The 19,402-nt window shown below is 70.3% G+C and carries 18 protein-coding genes; 6 read left to right on the top strand and 12 right to left on the bottom strand.

All coding sequences use genetic code 11. The features are described 5' to 3' along the window. Nucleotides 1–176: 176 nt before the first annotated feature. Nucleotides 177–1,244 (top strand): tyrosine-type recombinase/integrase, encoded by a 1,068-nt coding sequence (locus BLQ50_RS19185; RefSeq protein ID WP_093181847.1) that lies wholly within the window; start codon nucleotides 177–179, stop codon nucleotides 1,242–1,244. An 89-nt stretch (nucleotides 1,245–1,333) separates the two neighbouring features. After that, complete coding sequence (locus tag BLQ50_RS05150; protein ID WP_093181845.1) at nucleotides 1,334–1,810, top strand: DUF2975 domain-containing protein; 477 nt, start codon at nucleotides 1,334–1,336, stop codon at nucleotides 1,808–1,810. Nucleotides 1,811–1,818: 8 nt separating this feature from the next. Here the strand turns inward: BLQ50_RS05150 and BLQ50_RS05145 are convergent, their stop codons facing one another. From BLQ50_RS05145 to BLQ50_RS05135, 3 genes are read right to left on the bottom strand one after another with little or no spacing between them, the layout of a single operon-like run. Next, on the bottom strand, nucleotides 1,819–2,331 hold the full coding sequence (locus tag BLQ50_RS05145) for a GNAT family N-acetyltransferase (protein ID WP_245700912.1): 513 nt from the start codon (nucleotides 2,329–2,331) through the stop codon (nucleotides 1,819–1,821). Nucleotides 2,332–2,344: 13 nt separating this feature from the next. Next, nucleotides 2,345–4,726 carry an ATP-binding cassette domain-containing protein gene (locus tag BLQ50_RS05140; protein ID WP_093181843.1) on the bottom strand — a complete coding sequence of 794 codons (2,382 nt, stop codon included), beginning with the start codon at nucleotides 4,724–4,726 and terminating at the stop codon, nucleotides 2,345–2,347. A 34-nt stretch (nucleotides 4,727–4,760) separates the two neighbouring features. Beyond that, the gene (locus BLQ50_RS05135; RefSeq protein WP_093181841.1) at nucleotides 4,761–5,060 is read right to left on the bottom strand and encodes an ArsR/SmtB family transcription factor; all 300 of its coding nucleotides are present in this window, start codon (nucleotides 5,058–5,060) and stop codon (nucleotides 4,761–4,763) included. 203 nt (nucleotides 5,061–5,263) lie between these two features. Between BLQ50_RS05135 and BLQ50_RS05130 the strand changes: the two genes are divergently transcribed. The 3 genes from BLQ50_RS05130 to relB all read left to right on the top strand — a co-directional run bounded on the left by BLQ50_RS05130 (nucleotide 5,264) and on the right by relB (nucleotide 6,893). Further along, nucleotides 5,264–5,776, top strand: a complete 513-nt coding sequence (locus BLQ50_RS05130) for a hypothetical protein (RefSeq protein ID WP_093181840.1) — start codon at nucleotides 5,264–5,266, stop codon at nucleotides 5,774–5,776. 352 nt (nucleotides 5,777–6,128) lie between these two features. Continuing rightward, nucleotides 6,129–6,473 carry an RNA polymerase-binding protein RbpA gene (locus BLQ50_RS05125; RefSeq protein WP_093181838.1) on the top strand — a complete coding sequence of 115 codons (345 nt, stop codon included), beginning with the start codon at nucleotides 6,129–6,131 and terminating at the stop codon, nucleotides 6,471–6,473. 150 nt (nucleotides 6,474–6,623) lie between these two features. Next, nucleotides 6,624–6,893, top strand: coding sequence for a type II toxin-antitoxin system RelB family antitoxin (gene relB, locus BLQ50_RS05120; protein ID WP_093182539.1), 270 nt, complete (start codon nucleotides 6,624–6,626; stop codon nucleotides 6,891–6,893). Nucleotides 6,894–7,104: 211 nt separating this feature from the next. On the opposite strand, the gene lnt is transcribed toward relB, so the two are convergent. The 9 genes from lnt to BLQ50_RS05075 all read right to left on the bottom strand — a co-directional run bounded on the left by lnt (nucleotide 7,105) and on the right by BLQ50_RS05075 (nucleotide 18,185). After that, nucleotides 7,105–8,721 carry an apolipoprotein N-acyltransferase gene (lnt, locus tag BLQ50_RS05115; RefSeq protein ID WP_342672049.1) on the bottom strand — a complete coding sequence of 539 codons (1,617 nt, stop codon included), beginning with the start codon at nucleotides 8,719–8,721 and terminating at the stop codon, nucleotides 7,105–7,107. Between the two features lie 284 nt (nucleotides 8,722–9,005). Then, complete coding sequence (locus tag BLQ50_RS05110) at nucleotides 9,006–10,628, bottom strand: amidohydrolase (protein WP_093181834.1); 1,623 nt, start codon at nucleotides 10,626–10,628, stop codon at nucleotides 9,006–9,008. 29 nt (nucleotides 10,629–10,657) lie between these two features. After that, the gene (locus tag BLQ50_RS05105) at nucleotides 10,658–13,582 is read right to left on the bottom strand and encodes a DEAD/DEAH box helicase (protein WP_093181832.1); all 2,925 of its coding nucleotides are present in this window, start codon (nucleotides 13,580–13,582) and stop codon (nucleotides 10,658–10,660) included. A gap of 21 nt (nucleotides 13,583–13,603) precedes the next feature. Next, a complete protein-coding gene (locus BLQ50_RS05100) occupies nucleotides 13,604–14,578 on the bottom strand; it encodes a diacylglycerol/lipid kinase family protein (protein ID WP_093181830.1) in 975 nt (324 codons plus the stop codon). 3 nt (nucleotides 14,579–14,581) lie between these two features. Continuing rightward, nucleotides 14,582–15,406, bottom strand: coding sequence for a twin-arginine translocase subunit TatC (tatC, locus tag BLQ50_RS05095; RefSeq protein ID WP_483826438.1), 825 nt, complete (start codon nucleotides 15,404–15,406; stop codon nucleotides 14,582–14,584). A gap of 4 nt (nucleotides 15,407–15,410) precedes the next feature. After that, on the bottom strand, nucleotides 15,411–15,692 hold the full coding sequence (tatA, locus tag BLQ50_RS05090) for a Sec-independent protein translocase subunit TatA (protein WP_245700911.1): 282 nt from the start codon (nucleotides 15,690–15,692) through the stop codon (nucleotides 15,411–15,413). A 161-nt stretch (nucleotides 15,693–15,853) separates the two neighbouring features. Next, the gene (locus BLQ50_RS05085) at nucleotides 15,854–16,177 is read right to left on the bottom strand and encodes a hypothetical protein (protein ID WP_093181827.1); all 324 of its coding nucleotides are present in this window, start codon (nucleotides 16,175–16,177) and stop codon (nucleotides 15,854–15,856) included. Nucleotides 16,178–16,186: 9 nt separating this feature from the next. Continuing rightward, nucleotides 16,187–17,149 (bottom strand): helix-turn-helix transcriptional regulator, encoded by a 963-nt coding sequence (locus BLQ50_RS05080; protein ID WP_093181825.1) that lies wholly within the window; start codon nucleotides 17,147–17,149, stop codon nucleotides 16,187–16,189. Next, entirely contained in the window at nucleotides 17,142–18,185 is a 1,044-nt protein-coding gene (locus tag BLQ50_RS05075; RefSeq protein ID WP_093181824.1) for a helix-turn-helix transcriptional regulator, read from the bottom strand. Before BLQ50_RS05075 ends, BLQ50_RS05080 begins: the two co-directional genes overlap by 8 nt. Before the next feature lie 34 nt (nucleotides 18,186–18,219). On the opposite strand from BLQ50_RS05075, the gene BLQ50_RS05070 reads away from it, so the two are divergent. After that, complete coding sequence (locus BLQ50_RS05070) at nucleotides 18,220–19,377, top strand: DUF3866 family protein (protein ID WP_217629107.1); 1,158 nt, start codon at nucleotides 18,220–18,222, stop codon at nucleotides 19,375–19,377. Nucleotides 19,378–19,402: the final 25 nt, after the last annotated feature.

Genomic DNA, 19,402 nt, shown 5'->3' with positions numbered 1-19,402 from the left:
GCAAGAACGTAGTAACAAAAATGGGGTGAACGCGCCCCCGTCGCACTGGCACTTCACTGCGCTGAACTTGCGTCGCACTGTGCTCGAGTCGCACTGAGTTTTCTGAGTGTCAGAGGGCAACACTAGGCTCGCACCAGTCCTCTTCCGATGGACTTTCAGTCGAAGGAGCACGTCCCGTGGTTGCACCGCCGTCCCTTGAACTCCTCAGCGTGGCGGTGGCCGCGGACACCTACATCGGCACGTTCCCGCGGTCCGTCGTCATGGGGTCGCTCTCCCAGGTCACCGTCGACAACTATGTTCGCGACCTCGCCGAGTTCGTCGAGATCGTCGGTGGTGACAGGATCCTCGACGACCTCAACGGCGAAGACCTTGATGTTGCAGTTGTGACGTATGGATCCAAGCCGGACGGACGGTTCAACGACCCTGGTGATCGGACCCGCTCCATCGGAGCAGCCGCCCGATTCATGCAGTCGGTCTCCCGGATGTTCTCCCATGCGACCCGCGTCGGTTGGGTACAGCTCAACCCGGTCCCCGACATGCTCGTCACGTTCAAGGGCAGTCGTACCAGGGCGAAGTCGCGCACCGCGCTCCCCCAGTCAGGCGCTGTGGCTCTCCTGTCCACGACCGACCCCGCCGACCAGAAGGTCTCGCGCGCTGACCAGGACATGGTGCTTCGAGACCGGTTCATCCTTCACCTCCTCGTGGAAGTTGGGCCTCGAGTCTCCGAGCTCTGCAAGGCGGACCGCGCCGACATCAGCGTTGACGACGAAGGCGCCGCGTGGTTCGACATCCGTCACGGCAAGGGAGGCGGTCGCCGCAGGGTGCCTCTCTCCCCCAGGACCATGGAAGCGTTCACCAACTACGACCGCGCGCGCCCGGCCCCGGCCCCGCGCACACGCAAGGTCAACGGTGTCCTGGTCGAGACGGTTGGAGTCGACGACGCCAAGCGTGCGCTCATCCTCACGTGGAGGGGTCTGCGCATGCAACCGCGTGACGTCGAGCTGATGGTCCACCGGCAAGCCGCCCTGATGCCCGCCGCCCTCATGCGGGAGGTCACCCCACACGGCCTGCGCCACACTGCGGCCACCCTTCTCCTCGCTTCGGGCGCCGCGGACGTCATGACCGTGCGCGACATTCTCGGCCACGCGTCCGTGGCCACCACCAGCGTCTACCTAGACTCCCAAGCCGATCACATGGTCGCAGCGGTCAGGCTCCACCCTGTCACGATGCTGAAGAGCTTCTAGCGGTCCTCGGGCGAGCTGACAACGGCTCGATGAGTGCGGTGCGGTGGTCGTCGATTGACAGTCGTTCGGCACCTATCGATACTCGATAGGTGCTCACCCCATATGTTCCGTCACTCCGCGCGGTGCTGATCGTTCTCATGGCCGGCTCCGTGCTGTCCCAGGCCCTGTTGCCGCTGCTCGCCCAAGACCTCGGTGGGCCGTACGAGGAGACCGCACGCCTAGTCGCGCCCTATTCGGTGGTGGGCATCCTGGTCATCGTGTGCGCCCAGGTTGCGCTGGTCGTGATCTGGCGGCTGCTGTCTCTCGTCGCCAACAACACGATCTTCACGGTTCGCGCCCTGCGGTGTGTCGACACCATCATCGCCTGCGGCGTGGCCGCAGCCCTTCTCCCGGCTGCCGTCACCTTCCACCTGCTCGTGATCGTGGGTGTCGGTGGGCCCGGAGTCCTCTTCCTCCTCGCCGCGAGTGTCGCCGGCGGAGCGGCGTTCGTGCTGCTCATGGCCACGATGCGGAACCTGCTCCGGGCGGCCATCACCCACCAGAGCGAACTGGACGAGGTGATCTAAGTAGCCCGTTATGGGCTGATATGCCTAGTCGCGCTGGGCCCGAGGTCCGCCTGCATCAAGAGGCCGGCTCCGCCGTCGAAGGGCACCGCGTGGAACGACGGTCCGCGAGCGATCTCCCGAAAACCCCAGCGCTGGTGGAGGGCGATCGACGCGGTGTTGCGGCGGTTGGTGAAGTAGTAGACCGAAGCGGAGCGTTCGCCCACCCAGCTGATGCGTGCCTGGGTGAGTGCGGCGCCCGCGCCGAGGCGACGGAACTCGGGGTCGACGGTGATCCCAGCAAGGTAGTGACCGGCGGGTGCGACACCATCGGCGTCGGCGAACAGGTGTGTCTTGCCCCAGCCGACGATCCGGGGACCGACGACGGCGACCACGACAGCACGGTGGTCGTCGCTGATCGCCCGGGCAACCTGGTCGACGCCGGAATCGGCGTCGAGAGGTCTCGTCCGGACCATGACTTCCCGGATGCCGTCGAGGTCGCCGTGGCGCGCGGGCCGTGCGACAGGTCCGTCAGCAGGCGGCACGGCGGGCGTCACCTCAGGCCCCGACGTACGCCGCGAGGTGCTGGCCGGTTAGCGTCGACCGGTCAGCCACAAGCTCAGACGGCGAGCCCTCGAAGACGACCAGGCCGCCGTCGTGCCCGGCGCCCGGGCCGAGGTCGATGATCCAGTCGGCGTGCGCCATGACCGCCTGGTGGTGCTCGACGACGATGACCGACTTGCCGGAGTCCACGAGCCTGTCGAGCAGCCCGAGCAGGTTCTCGACGTCGGCCAGGTGCAGGCCGGTGGTCGGCTCGTCGAGGACGTAGACGCCACCCTTCTCACCCAGGTGCGTGGCCAGCTTGAGCCGCTGCCGCTCGCCGCCGGACAGCGTCGTGAGCGGCTGGCCCAGGCTGATGTAGCCGAGCCCGACGTCGGCCAGCCGGGCGAGGATGGTGTGCGCGGCCGGCGTGCGGGCCTCCCCTGAGCCGAAGAACTCCTCGGCCTCGGTCACCGACATCGCAAGCACCTCGCTGATGTCACGGCCACCGAGGTGGTATTCGAGGACCGAGGCCTGGAATCGCTTTCCCTCGCACACCTCGCACGGCGAGGCTACGCTGGCCATGATGCCCAGGTCGGTGTAGACGACGCCCGCACCGTTGCAGTTGGGGCAGGCGCCCTCGGAGTTGGCGCTGAACAGGGCGGGCTTGACCCCGTTGGTCTTCGCGAAGGCCTTGCGGATCGGATCGAGCAGCCCGGTGTACGTCGCCGGGTTGCTGCGCCGGGAGCCGCGGATGGCACCCTGGTCGATCGAGACCACGTTCTCCCCAGCCGGGATCGACCCGTGCACGAGCGAGCTCTTGCCCGAGCCGGCCACCCCGGTCACCACGACGAGCACCCCGAGCGGGACGTCGACGTCGACGTCCCGCAGGTTGTTCGCCGTCGCGCCCCGGATCTCTAGCGCCCCGGTGGGCGTGCGCACGGTCTCCTTGAGAACGGCGCGGTCGTCGAGGTGGCGCCCCGTGAGCGTGTCGCTGGCTCGCAGCCCTGCCACGGTGCCCTCGAACACCACCTCTCCCCCGGCCGAGCCCGCTCCCGGACCGAGGTCGACGACGTGGTCGGCGATGACGATCATCTCCGGCTTGTGCTCTACTACGAGCACCGTGTTGCCCTTGTCCCGCAGCTCCAGCAGCAGCTTGTTCATGCGTTCGATGTCGTGCGGGTGCAGCCCGATGGTGGGCTCGTCGAAGACGTACGTGACGTCGGTGAGCGAGGATCCGAGGTGCCGGATCATCTTGGTGCGCTGCGCCTCGCCGCCGGACAGCGTGCCCGCCGGCCGGTCCAGCGAGAGGTAGCCCAGCCCGATCTCCACGAAGGAGTCGAGGGTGTGGCCCAGCGCGGTGAGCAGCGGCGCCATCGACGGCTCGCTGAGGCCGGCGACCCACATGGCCAGGTCGCTGATCTGCATGGAGCATGCCTCGGCGATGTTGATCCCGGCGACCCGCGAGGACCGGGCGCCCTCGTTGAGCCGGGTGCCCCCGCACTCGGGGCACGGCGTGAACGTGACCGCACGGTCCACGAAGGCCCGGATGTGGGGCTGCATGGCCTCGCGATCCTTGGACAGGTAGGACTTCTGGATCTGCGGGATGAGCCCGGAGTACGTCAGGTTGATCCCGTCGACCTTGATCTTCGTCGGCTCCTTGTAGAGCAGGTCGTCGAGCTCGGTCTTGGTGTAGTCGCGGATGGCCTTGTCCGGGTCGAAGAAGCCGCAGCCGCGGAAGATGCGCCCGTACCAGCCGTCCATCGTGTAGCCGGGGATCGTCAACGCGTTCTCGTTGAGCGACAGGCTGTCGTCGTACAGCGCGGTCAGGTCGATGTCGTTGACGGTCCCCATGCCCTCGCAGCGCGGGCACATGCCGCCGGTGATGGAGAAGTCCCGCCGTTCCTTCACGGCCTTGCCGCCGCGCTCGAACGTGACAGCGCCGGCCCCGCTGATCGAGGCGACGTTGAAGGAGAACGCCTGGGGCGATCCGACATGCGGCTGCCCGAGCCGGCTGAACACGATCCGCAGCATCGCGTTGACGTCGGTCGCGGTGCCGACGGTCGAGCGGGAGTTGGCGCCCATCCGCTCCTGGTCGACGATGATCGCCGTGGTCAGACCCTCGAGCAGGTCGACGTCAGGCCGGGCCAGGTTCGCCATGAAGCCCTGCAGGAAGGCGCTGTAGGTCTCGTTGATCATCCGCTGCGACTCCGCGGCGATCGTGGCGAACACCAGCGAGCTCTTGCCTGAGCCGGAGACTCCGGTGAACACCGTCAGTCGGCGCTTGGGGATCTCAAGATGGATGTCCTTGAGGTTGTTCTCGCGCGCGCCCTGCACCCGGATCAGATCATGGGTGTCGGCGACATGGGGCGCGGGCGGCTGCGCGGCGGTCGTGTCCATGCCCGTCAGCCTAGTGGCCAGCCACTCAGCCCACTCAGCCCCAGGCGGCTTCGGCGTCGCGCAGGTAGGAACCCAGGGTCCCCAGCGCGCCGGGGACGAGGGCGTAGATCGACCACACGCCGCGCTTGTCTCGGGTCAGCAGGCCCGCATCGACGAGGATCTTCAGGTGGTGGGAGACCGTCGGCTGGGTGAGGTTCAGCGGCTCGGTGAGGTCGACGACGGAGGCTTCGCCGTTCTCGTGAGCTGCCACGAGCGAGAGCAGGCGCAGCCGAGTCGGGTCGCTGAGCGCTTTGAACGACTGAGCCAGCGCGGACTCGCCGCTGCGTCCGGTCATGAGGTGTTCTCTCCAGTGCCTGCTCGATGAGCATTCGAGGTGGTCGCTGCGGGTCACAGGCGCAGCAGAGCAATCCTACGCAGTCCCAGCGGGTGAGGATTCGACCCGATCGAGCTGGCGGCCGGGTTGTGGACATCGAGGACCGTCCACAACCCGCAGGTCCCGGGCTGCGGCGCGGGGCACGCCGCGCCGAAGATCTGACGATGACTCCATCTCCCGCCCCAGCCGACGACAACATCCGCCCTGACTACGTCCACCCCACGCCCGTCCGTCCCACCAGGCGCCGCTCCCCCATGCCTCCCGGCTCGCTCATCGCGAGCGACCACGAGGCGCTCAAGCACCTGGCGGGCCTGGTCGGTGACTGCAGCGACGACGCGGTGCTGTGGGTGACCTTCCTGTCCGCCGACGACCGCGCGCTCGCGCTGGTCCTGCCCATCGACGATCTGCCGTCCATGCCCGACAACGCGACGACCGCCGCGCTCGCCGCGGCGATGCGCGACGTCGTCGGGAAGGTGTACCCGGGCGCTCAGGCGCTCGTCGCGATCGTCCGACCGACGGGAGGGGACTACGGGGACCACGAACGCTCCTGGGCCGACGCGCTGTGGCGCGCCGCCGATGCCACCGGCTGGTCGATCCGGATGATCGCCGCGGTGGGAGCAGATCGGTCCCGCGTGCTTGACCGGGCGCGGTGCGTACCGCACGCCGACCTGAGGTGAGCGCCAGCCAGAGGTGACGACGGTAACCGCTCGGCAGTATGCGGTCGGCAGCCCGCCCGCGCTACACTGACAGGGATTCCCAGATCAATCTCGCGTCTCTGTCGTGCGTCCGGTGACGGACCGGCACAGACCGCGGACGGTCCTGGGAGCACCACCGAGACACCCGAGATGCGCGGATCACCGCCATCTCGACGAGTCCGAGCGGCGATTTCACGATACCTTCACGGTGTGTGTGGAACAGATCGCCTGATCGACTCGTTGAACCACCAGAGCTTCTTTCCAGACATAGACGTATCAGCCGGTATGCGCATCACGCCTTTTTGATGTCACCGCAATTCACTTGGAGGACAACATGGCAGACCGATCCTTGCGCGGTATGAGCATTGGCGCCAAGAGCATGGAGTCCGATGAGGGCGTCGACTTCGCTCCGCGCTTCCAGGCCCACTACGACTGCCCGAACGGGCACACGATCATCCTTCCGTTCTCGACCGAGGCCGACGTGCCCCTGGTCTGGGAGTGCCGCTGCGGTGAGGAGGCGCTGCTCCGCGACGCCGACCAGCCCGAGGCGAAGGCCGGCAAGGCGCCCCGCACCCACTGGGACATGCTGCTCGAGCGTCGCACGGTCAAGGAGCTCGAGGAGCTTCTCGACGAGCGTCTGACGCTGCTGAGGGCCGGAAAGCTCCGCCGCAGCGCGTGAGCTGACCGCAGCAGCGCCTGCGCGCCGCCGCCACGAACACCGATGCTCCCGAACCCGTCTGGGTTCGGGAGCATCGTCATGTGCGGGGTAGAACTCCAGCCCAGCCAAGACATCTGGTCCTCGACCGGGGAACGTGGGAGACATGTTTACATGTCTACAGGCGTCCTGAGTATCCGGTTGCCCCACGAGTTGAAGCACCGTCTGGACGCGCTGAGCGCATCCACCGGCCGCCCAGCCGCGTTCTACGTGCGCGAGGCCCTGACCGAGCACCTGGGTGAGTTGGAGCACGTCTACACACTGCGCGCCGAGGCGGAAGCGGTCCGGAGCGGCAAACTCGAAACGGTCGGTCTGGACGAGGTCCTTGCCGATCTCGGAATGACCCGTGACGAGTTGGACGACACCGCGCTAGGCGACGCATGAGCGGCTGGGATATCCAGTTCACCCCACGAGCACAACGCAGCTTGAAGAAGCTCGAGCCGGTCACTGCCCGACGCATCACTGATGCGGCCCTATGGCCGGCCTATGGCGGCTCCGGGCCGGTGACTACCGGATCATCATCGCCCTCGACGTCGATCACCGATCCGACATCTACTGACCAACCTGCCACTCAGACCAGTCCGGAGCCGGCCGGCTAGGCCCGGGCCGCGGCCTTCTTCGCTGCAGCCTTCTTTGCAGCGCCAGCCGACGACGCCGCGTCCTGGCCGGTGCGGCGCCGGGACCGGATGCTCACGACGACCCCCGCCGCGGTAAGCAGCGTGGCCGCGGCGAGCACCGTGCGAGCCGGCCACTCCCCCGCCCTGACCGCCGGGGTGAGGGACGTGCGCAGTGCCACCGGGCTGACCATCTGCTCGGCGGTGAACAGCCCCGTCTGCTCGAGCAGCACCCCGTTGGGGGCGATGACGGCGCTCACCCCCACGGTCGAGATCTGGATCGTGGTGCGCCCGGTCTCGATGGCCCGCAGCCGGGACATGGCGAGCTGCTGGGTGGACTCGTTCGTCGGGCCGAAGGAGGCGTTGTTGGTCGGGATCACGAGCATCTCGGCGCCGGCCGCGACCGCATCCTGGACGAGGGCGTCGTAGGCCACCTCGAAGCAGATGGCGTCGCCGATCTTCACCACCCTCCCCAGCCGGGGTGAGTCGAGGTTGACGATGCCCACCTCGGTGCCGGCGATCATGTCGTTGGTGACCAGGTCGACGGCCGAGGAGAACGGGCGGACCAGGCTGCGGATGGGGATGTACTCCGCGAACGGCGCTGGGTGCTGCTTGGCATAGCGACCCACCACGCCGACGCCGGGCTCCCACAGCAGCGACACGTTGTACCGGCCGCCGGTCTCGGGGAACTCCTGCGAGCCGATGAGCAGGGGCGCCCCGACAGCCTGGGCGGCGTCGTCGATGGCCGTGGCGGCGTCCGCGTCCACCTGGGGGTCGATGTCGGTGCCGTTCTCCGGCCACACAACGAGGTCGAGGTCGCCGGGGGCGACGAGGTCGAGCAGCGCATACGTCCCGGCCACATGGTTGTTGAGCACCTCACGGCGGTGGTTGAAGGCGTCCAGACCCGGCGTGGCTACGTTGCCCTGGACGGCGCCCACCTGGAGGGTGCCGCTCTCGGCCTGGGTGGCGAGCGGTACTGCCAGGCCCACGCCGATGGCGGCCACCGCCACGAGGGCGCAGGAGCCCGCGCGGAGCAGGTTGAACCGTCCCAGGGCGCCCACAGCGAGGGCGAGCAGGGCCGCGCACACCGCCGCGACCAGGGAGACGAGGGGCATGCCCCCCAGCCAGGCGAGTCGACCGATGGGTGACTCCGACTGTGAGAAGGCCAGCCGGCCCCACGGGAACCCACCGAAGGGAACGGCCGATCGGGCGAGCTCGCCAGCCACGAAGACCAGCGCGAAGGCGATGGCCTGCAGGCCGGCCCTGCGGGTGATCACGGGTACCCGGCGGACGTATGTCCAGGCCAGCATGGACAGGGCGACGAACAGGGCCTCCATGACGCTCAGTGCGACCCACGGCACGTCCCCGACCGCGTACTGGGCCCACCGGATGTGCACAAGGAAGAACGTCAGGCCCCAGACGAGGCCGATGAGGAAGTTCCAGGCCGGGGCGTCGCGCATGGTGGCGAGGAAGAGCATGCCCACGCCAGCGATGGCCAGCAACCAGATACCGACGTCGGGGAAACCGAGGTCGGTGAGGTACCCGCCGACGACGGCAAGGACGAGGGTGAACCACCGGGGCATGTGACGGGCAAGCACCTGAGCAGGGTACTTCACGGCACTGGGCGTTCCCTGGAGGTCGTGTCCGGGCCGGTGGAGTGAGGTGGGGTGGTTCGTGCGTCCTTCGTGCCGCCGGTCGCATCGCTGAGACCTGCGTTTTCTACTGAACGCACGAACCGCCCCGGGGAGGTACAAGAAGAACCTACTCGTCCGTCCCTGCCTGCTGTCAACAGTGCGTTCTCGCTGGTCAGCGATATATTTGCAGGTCAGGGCGGCAATGTGGGACAAAAGGGACCGGGTGAAAAATGCGACCTGAGCGCGCGTCAGTCGAAGGTGTCGAAGATGACCTGCCCCGCGCGCACGGTCTGCCGGCACTGCGGCAGGGCCGCATCGGGGCTCAGGTCGGGCAGCAACGGCGTGCCCGAGCGGGCGTCGGTGCTCCACGAGGACAGTCCGGCCGCCTCGGACTGCACGCCCACGTGCTCGGATGTCCACACGGCGAGGTGTGCGGGGCTGCCCAGCCGGATCTCGCCCGCCCCGGTGTGATCCAGGCCGGCCAGCCGCCAGCCGCCGCGGGTTGCGGCACGGAAGGCGGCCCGGGCGGAGATCCGGTGCTCGGGCGTGTGGTGGTAGACGGCTGCCCGCACACCAGCCCACGGGCTCAGCGCCGTCACAGGTGCGTCCGACCCGAAGGCCGTGGGTACCCCGGCCGCGGCGATCGCGGCGAAACGATTCATCTGCCCGGCCCGCGCCGTCCCCAACCGCACGTCGTAGAGGCCACCGGAACCGCCCCAGGCCGCGTCGAAGGCTGGCTGCATGCTGAGCCCGACCCCGAGGGTCGCCAGGGCAGCCAGCGCGGCGTCGTCGATCATCAGGACGTGCTCGAGGCGGTGCCGCAACCGGCGCATGGCGCTGCGCTCACGCTCGCCGGCTGCGAGCAGGCCCGCCACGACCGTGTCGCAGGCGCGGTCGCCGATCACGTGGAATCCGGCCTGCAGGCCGGCGGCGGTGACCGCGAGGACATGCGCCTCGACGTCGGCGGCTGACAGGTGGAGGTCACCGGCTGTGCCGGGCGCGTCTGCGTAGGGCTCGCGCAGCGCGGCCGAGCGCGCGCCGATGGACCCGTCGACCGAGAGGTCACCACCGATCCCGGTCAGGCCCGGGATCGCTTCGGCGAGGGAGCGTGCCTCCTCGACCGTCCGGCACAGCTCGCCGCGGTATCCCACGACGAGCGGCAAGCCGCTGGCGGCGTCGGCGGTCGCGGCGAGGAGCGAGGTGAGGCCTTCGCGGGTGTCGACGCCGGGGGCGCTGTTCTCGTGCACGGCGACCACGCCGCGCGCCGCGGCGGCGCGGAGCACGGCGTCGGTCATCCGGGCGTGGCGGGTGGCATCCACCTGGCGGGCGAGCTGGCGCGCCGCGACGTGCGCCTCGCCTGCGACGAAGCCGTCGTCGTGCCACCCGGGACGCCCGGCCAGGCCCGCGAGCTCGGCGAGACGGGTCGAGACGACGGCGCAGTGCAGGTCGACCCGGGCGGCATAGACGGGCGCTCCGGCGCACGCGGCGTCGAGCTCCGCGGCGGTGAAGCGGCGGGAGTCGGCCCACGTGGTCTCGTCCCAGCCATGCGCGAGCAGCGGGCCGTCGTCGGCCCGGTGGGCACGGGCCCGCGCGGCAAGGGCGTCCAGGGCCGCGGCCCGCGAGGGTGCGCTGGACAGGTCGACGCCCTCGCGGGTGAAGGCCTCCTCGAGGAGGTGGACGTGAGCGTCGACGAAGCCGGGGGCGACGAGCGCGCCGTCCAGGTCGATCACCCGGGCGGCACGGGAGGCCAGCCCGTCGGCGGTGTCGTTCGCCCCGATCCAGGTGACGACCCCGTCGTCGACCAGCAGGGCCTCGGCGAAGGGGTCTGCCGGGGAGTGGATGATGCCGTTGCGGTACAGGATCGAGGTCACCGCACGACTTTATGCCACCGGGCGCGCTGCTAGACGCTCGAATAGGCCACGACGCCCCGTCGCAGCGCCTCGATGGCTTGGTCGGCCGTGGCGCGCATGTGCTGGTCCGGGGCTGCCTTGGTGAGCTGGCCGAGCACGTCGATGATCTGCTTGCACCACCGCACGAAGTCCCCCGCGGCGAAGTCCGTGCCCTTGAGCACCACGTCGAGGCCCCGCCCCGACGCCCACCGGTGGACCGCCTCGACGAGGCCGAGGTCGAGGGCCCCGGTGGCCTCCAGGCGGTGCGCGGCCTCCAGGTCGTCGAGCTTGGACCACACCCGGATGGTCTCGTCCAGGGCCCGGGCCAGCACGCCGCCCGGTCCCCCGGGGATGTGCGGGTCGCCGTCGGAGTCGTCGCGGCGTGCGGAGTACACGAGCGTGGAGACAGCCGCGGCCAGCCCGGCCGCGTCCAGGCCCTCCCACACCTTCAGGCGCAGGCACTCCGCGAGCAGCAGGTCGCTCTCGGCGTACAGGCGGCGCAGCGCCGCGCCCGGGGCGGTCACGACCAGCTCGCCGTCCTGGCGCTCCAGGTAGCCCAGCGTGCTCAGCACCTCGCAGATCCGGTCGAAGACCTTCGCGATCGACCCGGTGCGCCCCTCGATCCGGCGCAGCAGCGCCCGGTGCTCGGCGTCGAGCTTGGTCCACCGGGTCGCCCACCGCACATGGTCCTCCCGGTCGGGGCAGGAGTGGCAGGCATGCGCCCGCAGCGCGCTCTGCAGCCGCCCCAGCTCCGCGTCCTCCCCTGCGCCGCGGCGCACGCCGCGCCCGGGCGCTGTGCCCGACGACGCACCCCCGCCCGTTCTCCCAGGTCCCCCCGGTGCGTTCAGCGCGGCGCGCAGCTGGACGGAGAGCTCCCGGCGGGCGGCGGGGTTGCGGGCGTTGAAGGCCTTGGGGATGCGGATGGCACCGACCGTCTCCACGCCGTGCGGCACGTCGGCCAGGGTGAGCTTCTGAACCTGCCGCTCGCTGCTGAGCACCGTGGGTCGCGGCCCGTCGAAGCCGGCGTCCTGACCGGGATCGATGATGATCGCGTAGCCGGCGCGTCGCCCGGACGGAATCTCGATGATGTCCCCGCGCTGCAGCCCGGTCAGGGAGGCGACGATCGCCGAGCGGCGCTCCCCCGACGCGCGCTTGGCCAGCGCACCCTCACGGGCGGTGATCGCCCGGCGCAGGCGCATGTACTCCGTAAAGTCGCCCTTGTCGCACTGTTGCGCGCGGGCGTAGCCGTCGAGCGCCTCGGAGTTCGCAGCTGCCTGCTTGGCCAGGCCTACGACCCCGCGGTCCGCCTGGAACTGCGCGAAGGACGTCTCCAGGATCTCCCGGGCGCGCTCGCGGCCCACCTGGGAGACGAGGTTGACCGCCATGTTGTACGTCGGCGAGAAGCTCGACCGGAGCGGGTACAGGCGCTTGGACGCCAGCCCGGCGAGGGCGACCGGGTCCAGCCCGGGGTGGTCGACGACGACGGCGTGGCCCTCGACGTCGATCCCGCGCCGCCCGGCCCGCCCGGTGAGCTGGGTGTACTCCCCCGGGGTGAGGTCGACGTGGCTCGAGCCGTCCCACTTGACGAGCTTCTCCAGCACGACCGAGCGCGCGGGCATGTTGATCCCGAGGGCGAGCGTCTCGGTTGCGAAGACCACCTTGACCAGGCCCGCGCTGAACAGCTCCTCGACGGTTTCCTTGAACAGCGGGAGCATGCCGGCGTGGTGGGCCGCGACCCCGCGGCTGAGGGCGTCGAGCCAGCCCCAGTATCCGAGGATGGCGAGGTCTTCGGAGGGGATGGCCGCGCAGCGGGCCTCGACGATCTCGCGGATCTGCGCCTCCTGGGCGGGGCTGGTCAGCCGAAGCCCCGCGCCTAGGCACTGCGCGACGGCTCCCTCGCAGCCGGCCCGGGAGAAGATGAAGAAGATCGCCGGGAGCAGCCCGGCGCGGTCGAGGCCGTCCACGACGGCGAACCGGGGCGGTCCGCGGCGGCCAGAGTGCTGTGAAGGAGCAGAGGGATGTGAAGGCCCGCCGCGTCCCCCGCGTCTTCCTCGCCCGCGGCCGCCACCCCAGCCGCCGCCACTCGACCCGGAGCCACGGAACCCCTCGCTCTGGCGCATGACGGCGAGCAGGTCCGGGTTGATCGGCGGGTTCGTCCCCGGGGACGTCGGGTCGACCATATGGGCGTAGAGGTCGAGGATGCCGCCAGGGTTGGTCCCGCGTCCGGCGACCACCACGTGCTGGGAGAGTGGCACCGGACGGTGCTCGCTGACCACGACGGCCGTGTCACCACGTACCATCTCGAGCCAGTCCCCGAACTCCTCGGCGTTGGACACGGTCGCCGAGAGGGAGACGAGCTGGACGTCGCTCGCGAGGTGGATGATGACCTCTTCCCAGACCGCACCTCGGAACCGGTCGGCCAGGTAGTGCACCTCGTCCATGACGACGAAGCCCAGCCCGGCCAGTGTCGGGGAGTCCGCATACAGCATGTTGCGCAGCACCTCGGTGGTCATCACGACGACGGGCGCCTCACCGTTGATCGTCGTGTCACCGGTGAGCAGGCCGACCGAGTCGGTCCCGTACCGGCGGACCAGGTCCGCGTACTTCTGGTTGCTGAGCGCCTTGATGGGGGTCGTGTAGAACGCCTTGCGGCCGCTCGCGATGGCCAGGTGGACGGCGAACTCCCCCACGATCGTCTTGCCGGCGCCGGTAGGGGCGGCCACGAGAACGCTCTGCCCGCGCTCGAGGGCCGCGCAGGAGTCGACCTGGAAGTCGTCGAGCTCGATCTCGAGCGACTCACGGAACGCAGCCAGCTGGGGTCCGGTCTGGGCGGTGCGCTCGCGGAAGCGGCGGTAGCGCTCGGCCGGACCGGGCTCGGCGTTGCTGGGATCTGACCTGTTGGCGTCTGACGTGCGGCGATCTGAGCGGGGAGCCATGGCTCCAGCCTAGGTCTCGACTCAGACGAGCAGGTGCAACGCGCCAGGGTGGACCTGGGCGCGCAGCGGGACGGGGCCGATGACCTCGCCGTCGGCGAAGGCGACCGGTGGGAACGCCCCGGCGCTGGTCGGTTCGATGATGATCGAGGTTGTGCGCAGGGCCGTGACCGCAGGGTGGGTCATGTGGCGACCGCGGTACATGCCCGGGAAGAGCTTGAGGATGCCGCGCCGGGGCAGCGCGCTCGCGTAGATGACATCTAGCTGCCCGTCGTCGATCAGTGCGTCCGGTGCGATCCGCACCCCTCCCCCGATCTGGGGGGCGTTGGCGGCCGCGACGACCGTCCCGGTGAGGTCGAAGGCGGCCGTGTCGGTCGTGATCCGGTAGCCATAGGGCTTGAAGTCGCGCACGCAGGTGACGACCGCGCGAATGTACTTTCCTGCACCGGGCGGCCAGGTGTAGGTGTTGGCGCGGGCGTTGACGGCGGCGTCGAGGCCGACCGAGAGGGCCCCCGCGAACCAGGAACCGCCCCACGTCTCGCCGTCTGGCGAGTGCGCCCCGGCGATGTAGGGGGCGACGTGGACGGCGTCGACCGCGCGCGGCGGGTGGCCCAGCGCGACGACGATGCGGGCGACGGCGTCGTCGACCTTGTGCACGGGCAGGCCAAGCACTTTGGCGAAGTCGTTCCCGGATCCGGCGGCCACGATCCCGAGCGGGGTGGTTGTGCCGACGACGGCGTTCACTCCCAGGTGGACCATGCCGTCCCCGCCGACGACGACGAGGGCGTCGAGCCCGTCGATCGAGGCGCCCCTGGCCCGGGCGAGCGCGTCGGCGACGGTCTCCCCCGAGAGCTCGACCACCACGTGGCCGCCCTCCCGGAGGAGCTGGTCCGTGCGGAGTCCGGCCTTGCGGCCCCGGCCGTGCCCGGCCGTGGGGTTGACGACGAGACCGACGCGCGCAGGCGTGACGGGGTCAGGGTGGTGAGCAGAGACGGCCATGGGTCAGACGTCGTATCCCTCGACCTCGGCGTCGAAGGCCGCCTGTCGCTTGTCGACGCGGCGGTCGTGCAGGATGCACACGCCCAGGGCCGCGAAGTAGAGCACGCAGATGGGCAGGGCGACGAGGATCATCGTCAGGGCGTCCGGGGTAGGGGTCATGATCGCGGCGAAGGTGAAGGCGATGATGATCGCCCACCGCCAGCCCTTGGCCCACGTGCTGGCCCGCACGATGCCGAGGAAGTTGATCGCGACCATGACGACGGGCATGACAAAGGCGAGGCCGAAGGCCACCAGGAGGCGCATGACGAAGTTCAGGTACGTCTGGGCGTCCTGGAAGTTCGTGGAGTCCGTGGGGAGGAAGTCGGTCAGGATGCGCACCGCGTGCGGCAGCACGAGCCAAGCCATCCCGGCGCCGGCCGCGAAGAGCGGGACAGCCGCGCCGATGAAGCCGACCGTGTACCGCTTCTCCTTGCCCGTCAGTCCCGGGGTGATGAACGCCCAGAGCTGGTAGAGCCACCACGGGCTGGTGATGATGAAGCCGACGAAGAACGACATCTTGAACTTCATGTCGAGCGCCGCACCCGGTGCCCCGAAGTTGATCGAGGCGAGCTGGTTGCGCCGCGCGGCCGCCTCCAGGATCGGCTGCTGGAGCAGGTGGAACACGTGGTCGTAGAGGAACCACCCGACGATCGCACCGATCGCGATTCCGAGCGCGCCGAGGAAGAGCCGCTTGCGCAGCTCGAGGAGGTGACCCCGCAGGGACATCTTCCCCTTGGCAGCCAGCCGCTCCGCGCGCTGGTCTGCCTTCGACTGTGAGCCTCGCGCCACGCCCCTACGCCTTCGGTGGATTGGTGCTCTCGGACGCGGCGGTCGCGGGCTTGGACGTGTCGACCGGATGGGCCACGGCCTCGGGGACGACGACGGGGACGACGACGGGGGCGACCGGTGCGACCGGGGCGGCGCTCACGGGAGCGTCGTCCTCCTGGAGCTCCTTGATCTCCTTCTTGAAGATCTTCATCGACTGGCCGACGCTCTTGGCGAGGTCAGGGAGACGCTTCGCCCCGAACAACAGCAGGACGATGACGAGCAGTACGACCCAGTGGATCGGCTTCATGGCACCCATAGGAGACCTCCAGTATGTGAACGTGTTGACTCAATGGTAGTTCGGTTGAACCCTGGGCAGGGTACCCGCCCGCGGTGAACGGTCGGTGCGCCGTCACAGATTGGCAGTCGTCGATGCGTCCTGATCGAGGTTGTGGTCCGTCGAGGTGTGGTCTAGAGGTCGATCGTGCGCCATCGTTCGTAGCGCTCCGCATGGCCCCGACGTCGTGCGGCGGTGCGGGAGCGCCTGAGCCGGCGTCGCTCGGCGACGAGGTCGGCGAGGTCGAGCGGGTCGGCGAAGACGTCGACCGGACGCGGGTTCGTGGCCGGCCCGGCGGCCTCGCCCGCGGCGACCTTCTCCGACATGGCCTCGAGCGCGTCGCTCAGCCCCGCGCCTGCGCGCAGCATCACCTTGATCCGACGCCAGAGGTCACGGGCGAGAAAGAAGCCGCCCGCACCCGCGCCGAGGACAAGAATGCACCAGATCCAGAACCACATCTGCTCAGCCTACGCATCCAGGGCCGCGTAGGCGGCCAGCGCGGCCCCGGCAGCCCGGGCGGCGTCGTCGCGCGGGGCGGCAGGGCGCACGGACCGGACGTCGCGGGCGTGGCGCAGGAGCAGGTGGCGCAGCCACAGCGGGTTCGCCACCCGGACCGTCACGGCGAAGCGCGCCTCGTCCAGGTTGACCACGGATTCGACCGGGATCTGCTCGGCGATCCATCGGGCCCGGCTGGAGAGCACCAGCTCGGCCACCGTGTCACCGGCCGGCCGATAGTCGGCGGGGACGCCGAGCGGTCCGCGGTGCTCCACGTGGCGGTCGAGGACCTCGGCCGCCAAGATCCGGTCGGTGCGGAAGGTGCGCTGCTCCTGGGCGCTGTGGCACCAGGCGTGCAGGTAGGTGAACGTGTCCGAGGGCAGCAGCCGGAACGGTTCGACGACGCGGCTGGAGGTCACGTCGGAGGCGTTGACGTACTCGATCCGGAGCGCTCGCCCCTCGCTCAGTGCGGAGCGGATGGCCTCGAGCACGTGGGGCGTGGCGTCGACCCGCAGCCGGACGTCCAGGGCCGCGGAGGCCTCGCCCGAGGCGAGGGTGAGCTTGGTCAGCGCGGATCCGATGACCGCGGCCTGCTCGTCGTCCCCGGACTCGGCCACGACCTCGGCCAGGGCGCGCAGAGCGGCGATCAGGGCGATACCCTCCCGGGTGCCCAGGCGCAGCGGCCGGGTCATGCCGCGGGCCTCGGTCAGGCGCACGACGCCTCGGTCGAAGGAGTCCGCGTCGAAGTCGATGAGGTCCTCGGGCCAGTATCCCGGGGTCCCCGAGATCCACAGCGTGTCCACGTCGGCGAGGATCTGCTTGGGGGTCACCGAGAAGTGCCGGGCGAGCTCGGCGACCGGCACCGGGCCGCTGGCCTCGAGGAAGGAGACGAGCGCGACGAGGCGCACAAATCGTTCGGTTGCGCGCTCAGCCACGATCGTCTCCGGAGGTTGTTGGGGTCAGCGGCAGGGCTGCCGCGGCGCGGAGCCGATCCAGGACCTCCGTGCGCAGCTCGAGGGGCTCCAGGACGAGGACGGCCTCGCCGTAGCCGGCGACCTCGTCGGCCATGGCGTGGGTGGAGGTGTAGCCGACCATGACGAGCTCTCGGTCGGCCACCGCTCGGGCGAGCGCCGCGCGATCTGGCCCCAGGGGCGTGGCTGCACTCCCCCGGGCCCGCAACGCGCTGGCACGCTCGGGCCGCAGGGCGAGGAGGGCGTGGCGCACCGGAGCGGGGGCGGCGCCCCCCACGAGCTGGTCGACGTCGATCTCGGCCGGGATGGTGAAGGCGCCGCGCTCGCCGATCGCCCGGACGGAGCCCTCGATCCGGGTGAGCCGGAAGGAGCGGGCCGCCCGGCGGTCGCGGTCGTGGCCCAGCAGGTACCACCCGCCGTCGCGCACGGCGACCTTCCAGGGCTCCACGGTGCGCCGGCGGACCTCACCGGTGTTGGCCGCGCGGTAGGTGAAGACCACCACCCGGCGGGCGAGGATCGCGTCCAGCAGAGGCTCGTAGGCGGCCGCGACCGTCCGGACCCGGGGCGCCAGGCCGGCGACGGCGTCGGTGCCCTCCCCCGCGGGGCCGGAGTCCATCTCCCCGGCCGAGCGCAGCTTGGTCAGCGCCCGCGTGGTGTCGACCGCGACGGCGGCGTCCTGCCAGAACTGTGCGGCAAGGGAGAGCACGCCAAGCTCGGCCGGGGTGAGGTCCACCTCGTCGAGGGCGTAGGAGTCCTTGTCGATGCGATAGCCGATGTCCTCGGTGTGTCCGTCGGGCTCGACCGTGACGATCGGCACGCCGAGGCCGCGCAGGGAGTCCTTGTCCCGCTCGAACATTCGTTCGAAGGCTTTGGTCGAGGCGGGCTCGTCGTACCCGGCGACGGACGTGCGGATCTCGTCCTTGGTCATGCGCACCGGGGTGTTCATGAGCGCGATGACGAGGTTGAGCAGGCGGGCCGCGGGAGGAGTGTTGGCAGACATCGCTCCTACGCTAGCGTCGAGTAGCGTTAACGCCGTGATTACGTCGCGAGTTGGTGTGGTGGTGTCGCTCGGTCGTGCCTGGTCAGGTGCCCAGGAGCTGAGCGTCGACGTCGAGGGCGTCGGCCCGGTCCGGTCGTTGGCCTACCCCGACCTCGTCGGAGATGTCCGCCCCGGCGACCACGTGGTCCTCAACACCACGGCTCTGGACCGCGGGCTCGGCACGGGCGGCTATGCCATGGTCATCACGGTCCTGCCGGCGCTCGGCAACGACCCGTCCCGTCCGCGGACCGCCGGCTCCCCCGGCCCCGGGCACCTCGTCAAGGCGCGCTACACCCCGCTGCAGACCATGGTCCTGGGGATCGACGAGCAGGAGTCACCCCACCACGACCTCCTGCGCCGCGCCGACGACCTGGCGGGCATGCCCGTCGTCGTCGCCGACCTGCACTCCGCCGTCCCGGCGATCGTCGCCGGTGCCCGCCTCGGCGCCGCCCAGCGCGGCGACCCGCAGCCGCGCATCGTCTACGTCATGACCGACGGAGGCGCGCTGCCGGCGGGATTCTCCCGCACCATCGCCGGGTTGCGGGATGCTGGCTGGCTGGCCTCGTGCATCACCGTCGGACAGTCCTTCGGCGGCGACCACGAGGCTGTCACCGTCCATACCGGCCTGCTCGCCGCCCACGTGGTGCTCGATGCCGACCTCGTCGTCGTCGCGCAGGGACCGGGCAACCTCGGCACCGGAACCCGGTGGGGCTTCTCGGGGGTGAGCGCCGGCGAGACGGTCAACGCCGTGTCCACCCTGGCCGGTAACCCGGTCGCCTCGTTGCGGATCTCGGGCGCGGACCCGCGCGACCGCCACCTCGGCGTGTCCCACCACTCGCTGACCGCCTACGGCCGGGTCGCCCTGCGCCCAGCCGACGTCGTCGTGCCCGTCCTCACGGGAGCCCCCAGTGCCTTCGCGGCCAGCGGGCAGGACCCGGCCGCCCTCGACGCGCGGATCGGGGAGCAGGTCGCGGCACTGTCTGGCGCCGGCCACCACCTGGTCACGGTGGACACCTCGCCCGAGCTGCTCGCCGCCCTCGAAGAATCACCGGTGGGCCTGTCGACCATGGGACGCGGGCTCGAGCAGGACCCAGCGGCCTTCCTCGGCGCCGCGGTCGCCGGCCTGCACGCTGCGCGGACCGTCCGCCGGTAGTCCTCCCCCTACGGATGGGGGATCC

Origin of the sequence: Sanguibacter gelidistatuariae (assembly GCF_900096585.1) — a bacterium.
Classification (GTDB): Bacteria; Actinomycetota; Actinomycetes; order Actinomycetales; family Cellulomonadaceae; genus Sanguibacter; species Sanguibacter gelidistatuariae.
This window is presented reverse-complemented; position numbering and strand designations above follow the sequence as displayed.

What these genes read in the sequence shown, in the direction of transcription:
- BLQ50_RS05140 (WP_093181843.1), bottom strand. Translation starts at nt 4,726, where the DNA reads ATGGACACGACCGCCGCGCAGCCGCCCGCGCCCCATGTCGCCGACACC.
- BLQ50_RS05135 (WP_093181841.1), bottom strand. Translation starts at nt 5,060, where the DNA reads ATGACCGGACGCAGCGGCGAGTCCGCGCTGGCTCAGTCGTTCAAAGCG.
- BLQ50_RS05130 (WP_093181840.1), top strand. Translation starts at nt 5,264, where the DNA reads ATGACTCCATCTCCCGCCCCAGCCGACGACAACATCCGCCCTGACTAC.
- BLQ50_RS05125 (WP_093181838.1), top strand. Translation starts at nt 6,129, where the DNA reads ATGGCAGACCGATCCTTGCGCGGTATGAGCATTGGCGCCAAGAGCATG.
- relB (WP_093182539.1), top strand. Translation starts at nt 6,624, where the DNA reads ATGTCTACAGGCGTCCTGAGTATCCGGTTGCCCCACGAGTTGAAGCAC.
- BLQ50_RS05105 (WP_093181832.1), bottom strand. Translation starts at nt 13,582, where the DNA reads ATGGCTCCCCGCTCAGATCGCCGCACGTCAGACGCCAACAGGTCAGAT.
- BLQ50_RS05100 (WP_093181830.1), bottom strand. Translation starts at nt 14,578, where the DNA reads ATGGCCGTCTCTGCTCACCACCCTGACCCCGTCACGCCTGCGCGCGTC.
- tatA (WP_245700911.1), bottom strand. Translation starts at nt 15,692, where the DNA reads ATGAAGCCGATCCACTGGGTCGTACTGCTCGTCATCGTCCTGCTGTTG.
- BLQ50_RS05085 (WP_093181827.1), bottom strand. Translation starts at nt 16,177, where the DNA reads ATGTGGTTCTGGATCTGGTGCATTCTTGTCCTCGGCGCGGGTGCGGGC.
- BLQ50_RS05075 (WP_093181824.1), bottom strand. Translation starts at nt 18,185, where the DNA reads ATGTCTGCCAACACTCCTCCCGCGGCCCGCCTGCTCAACCTCGTCATC.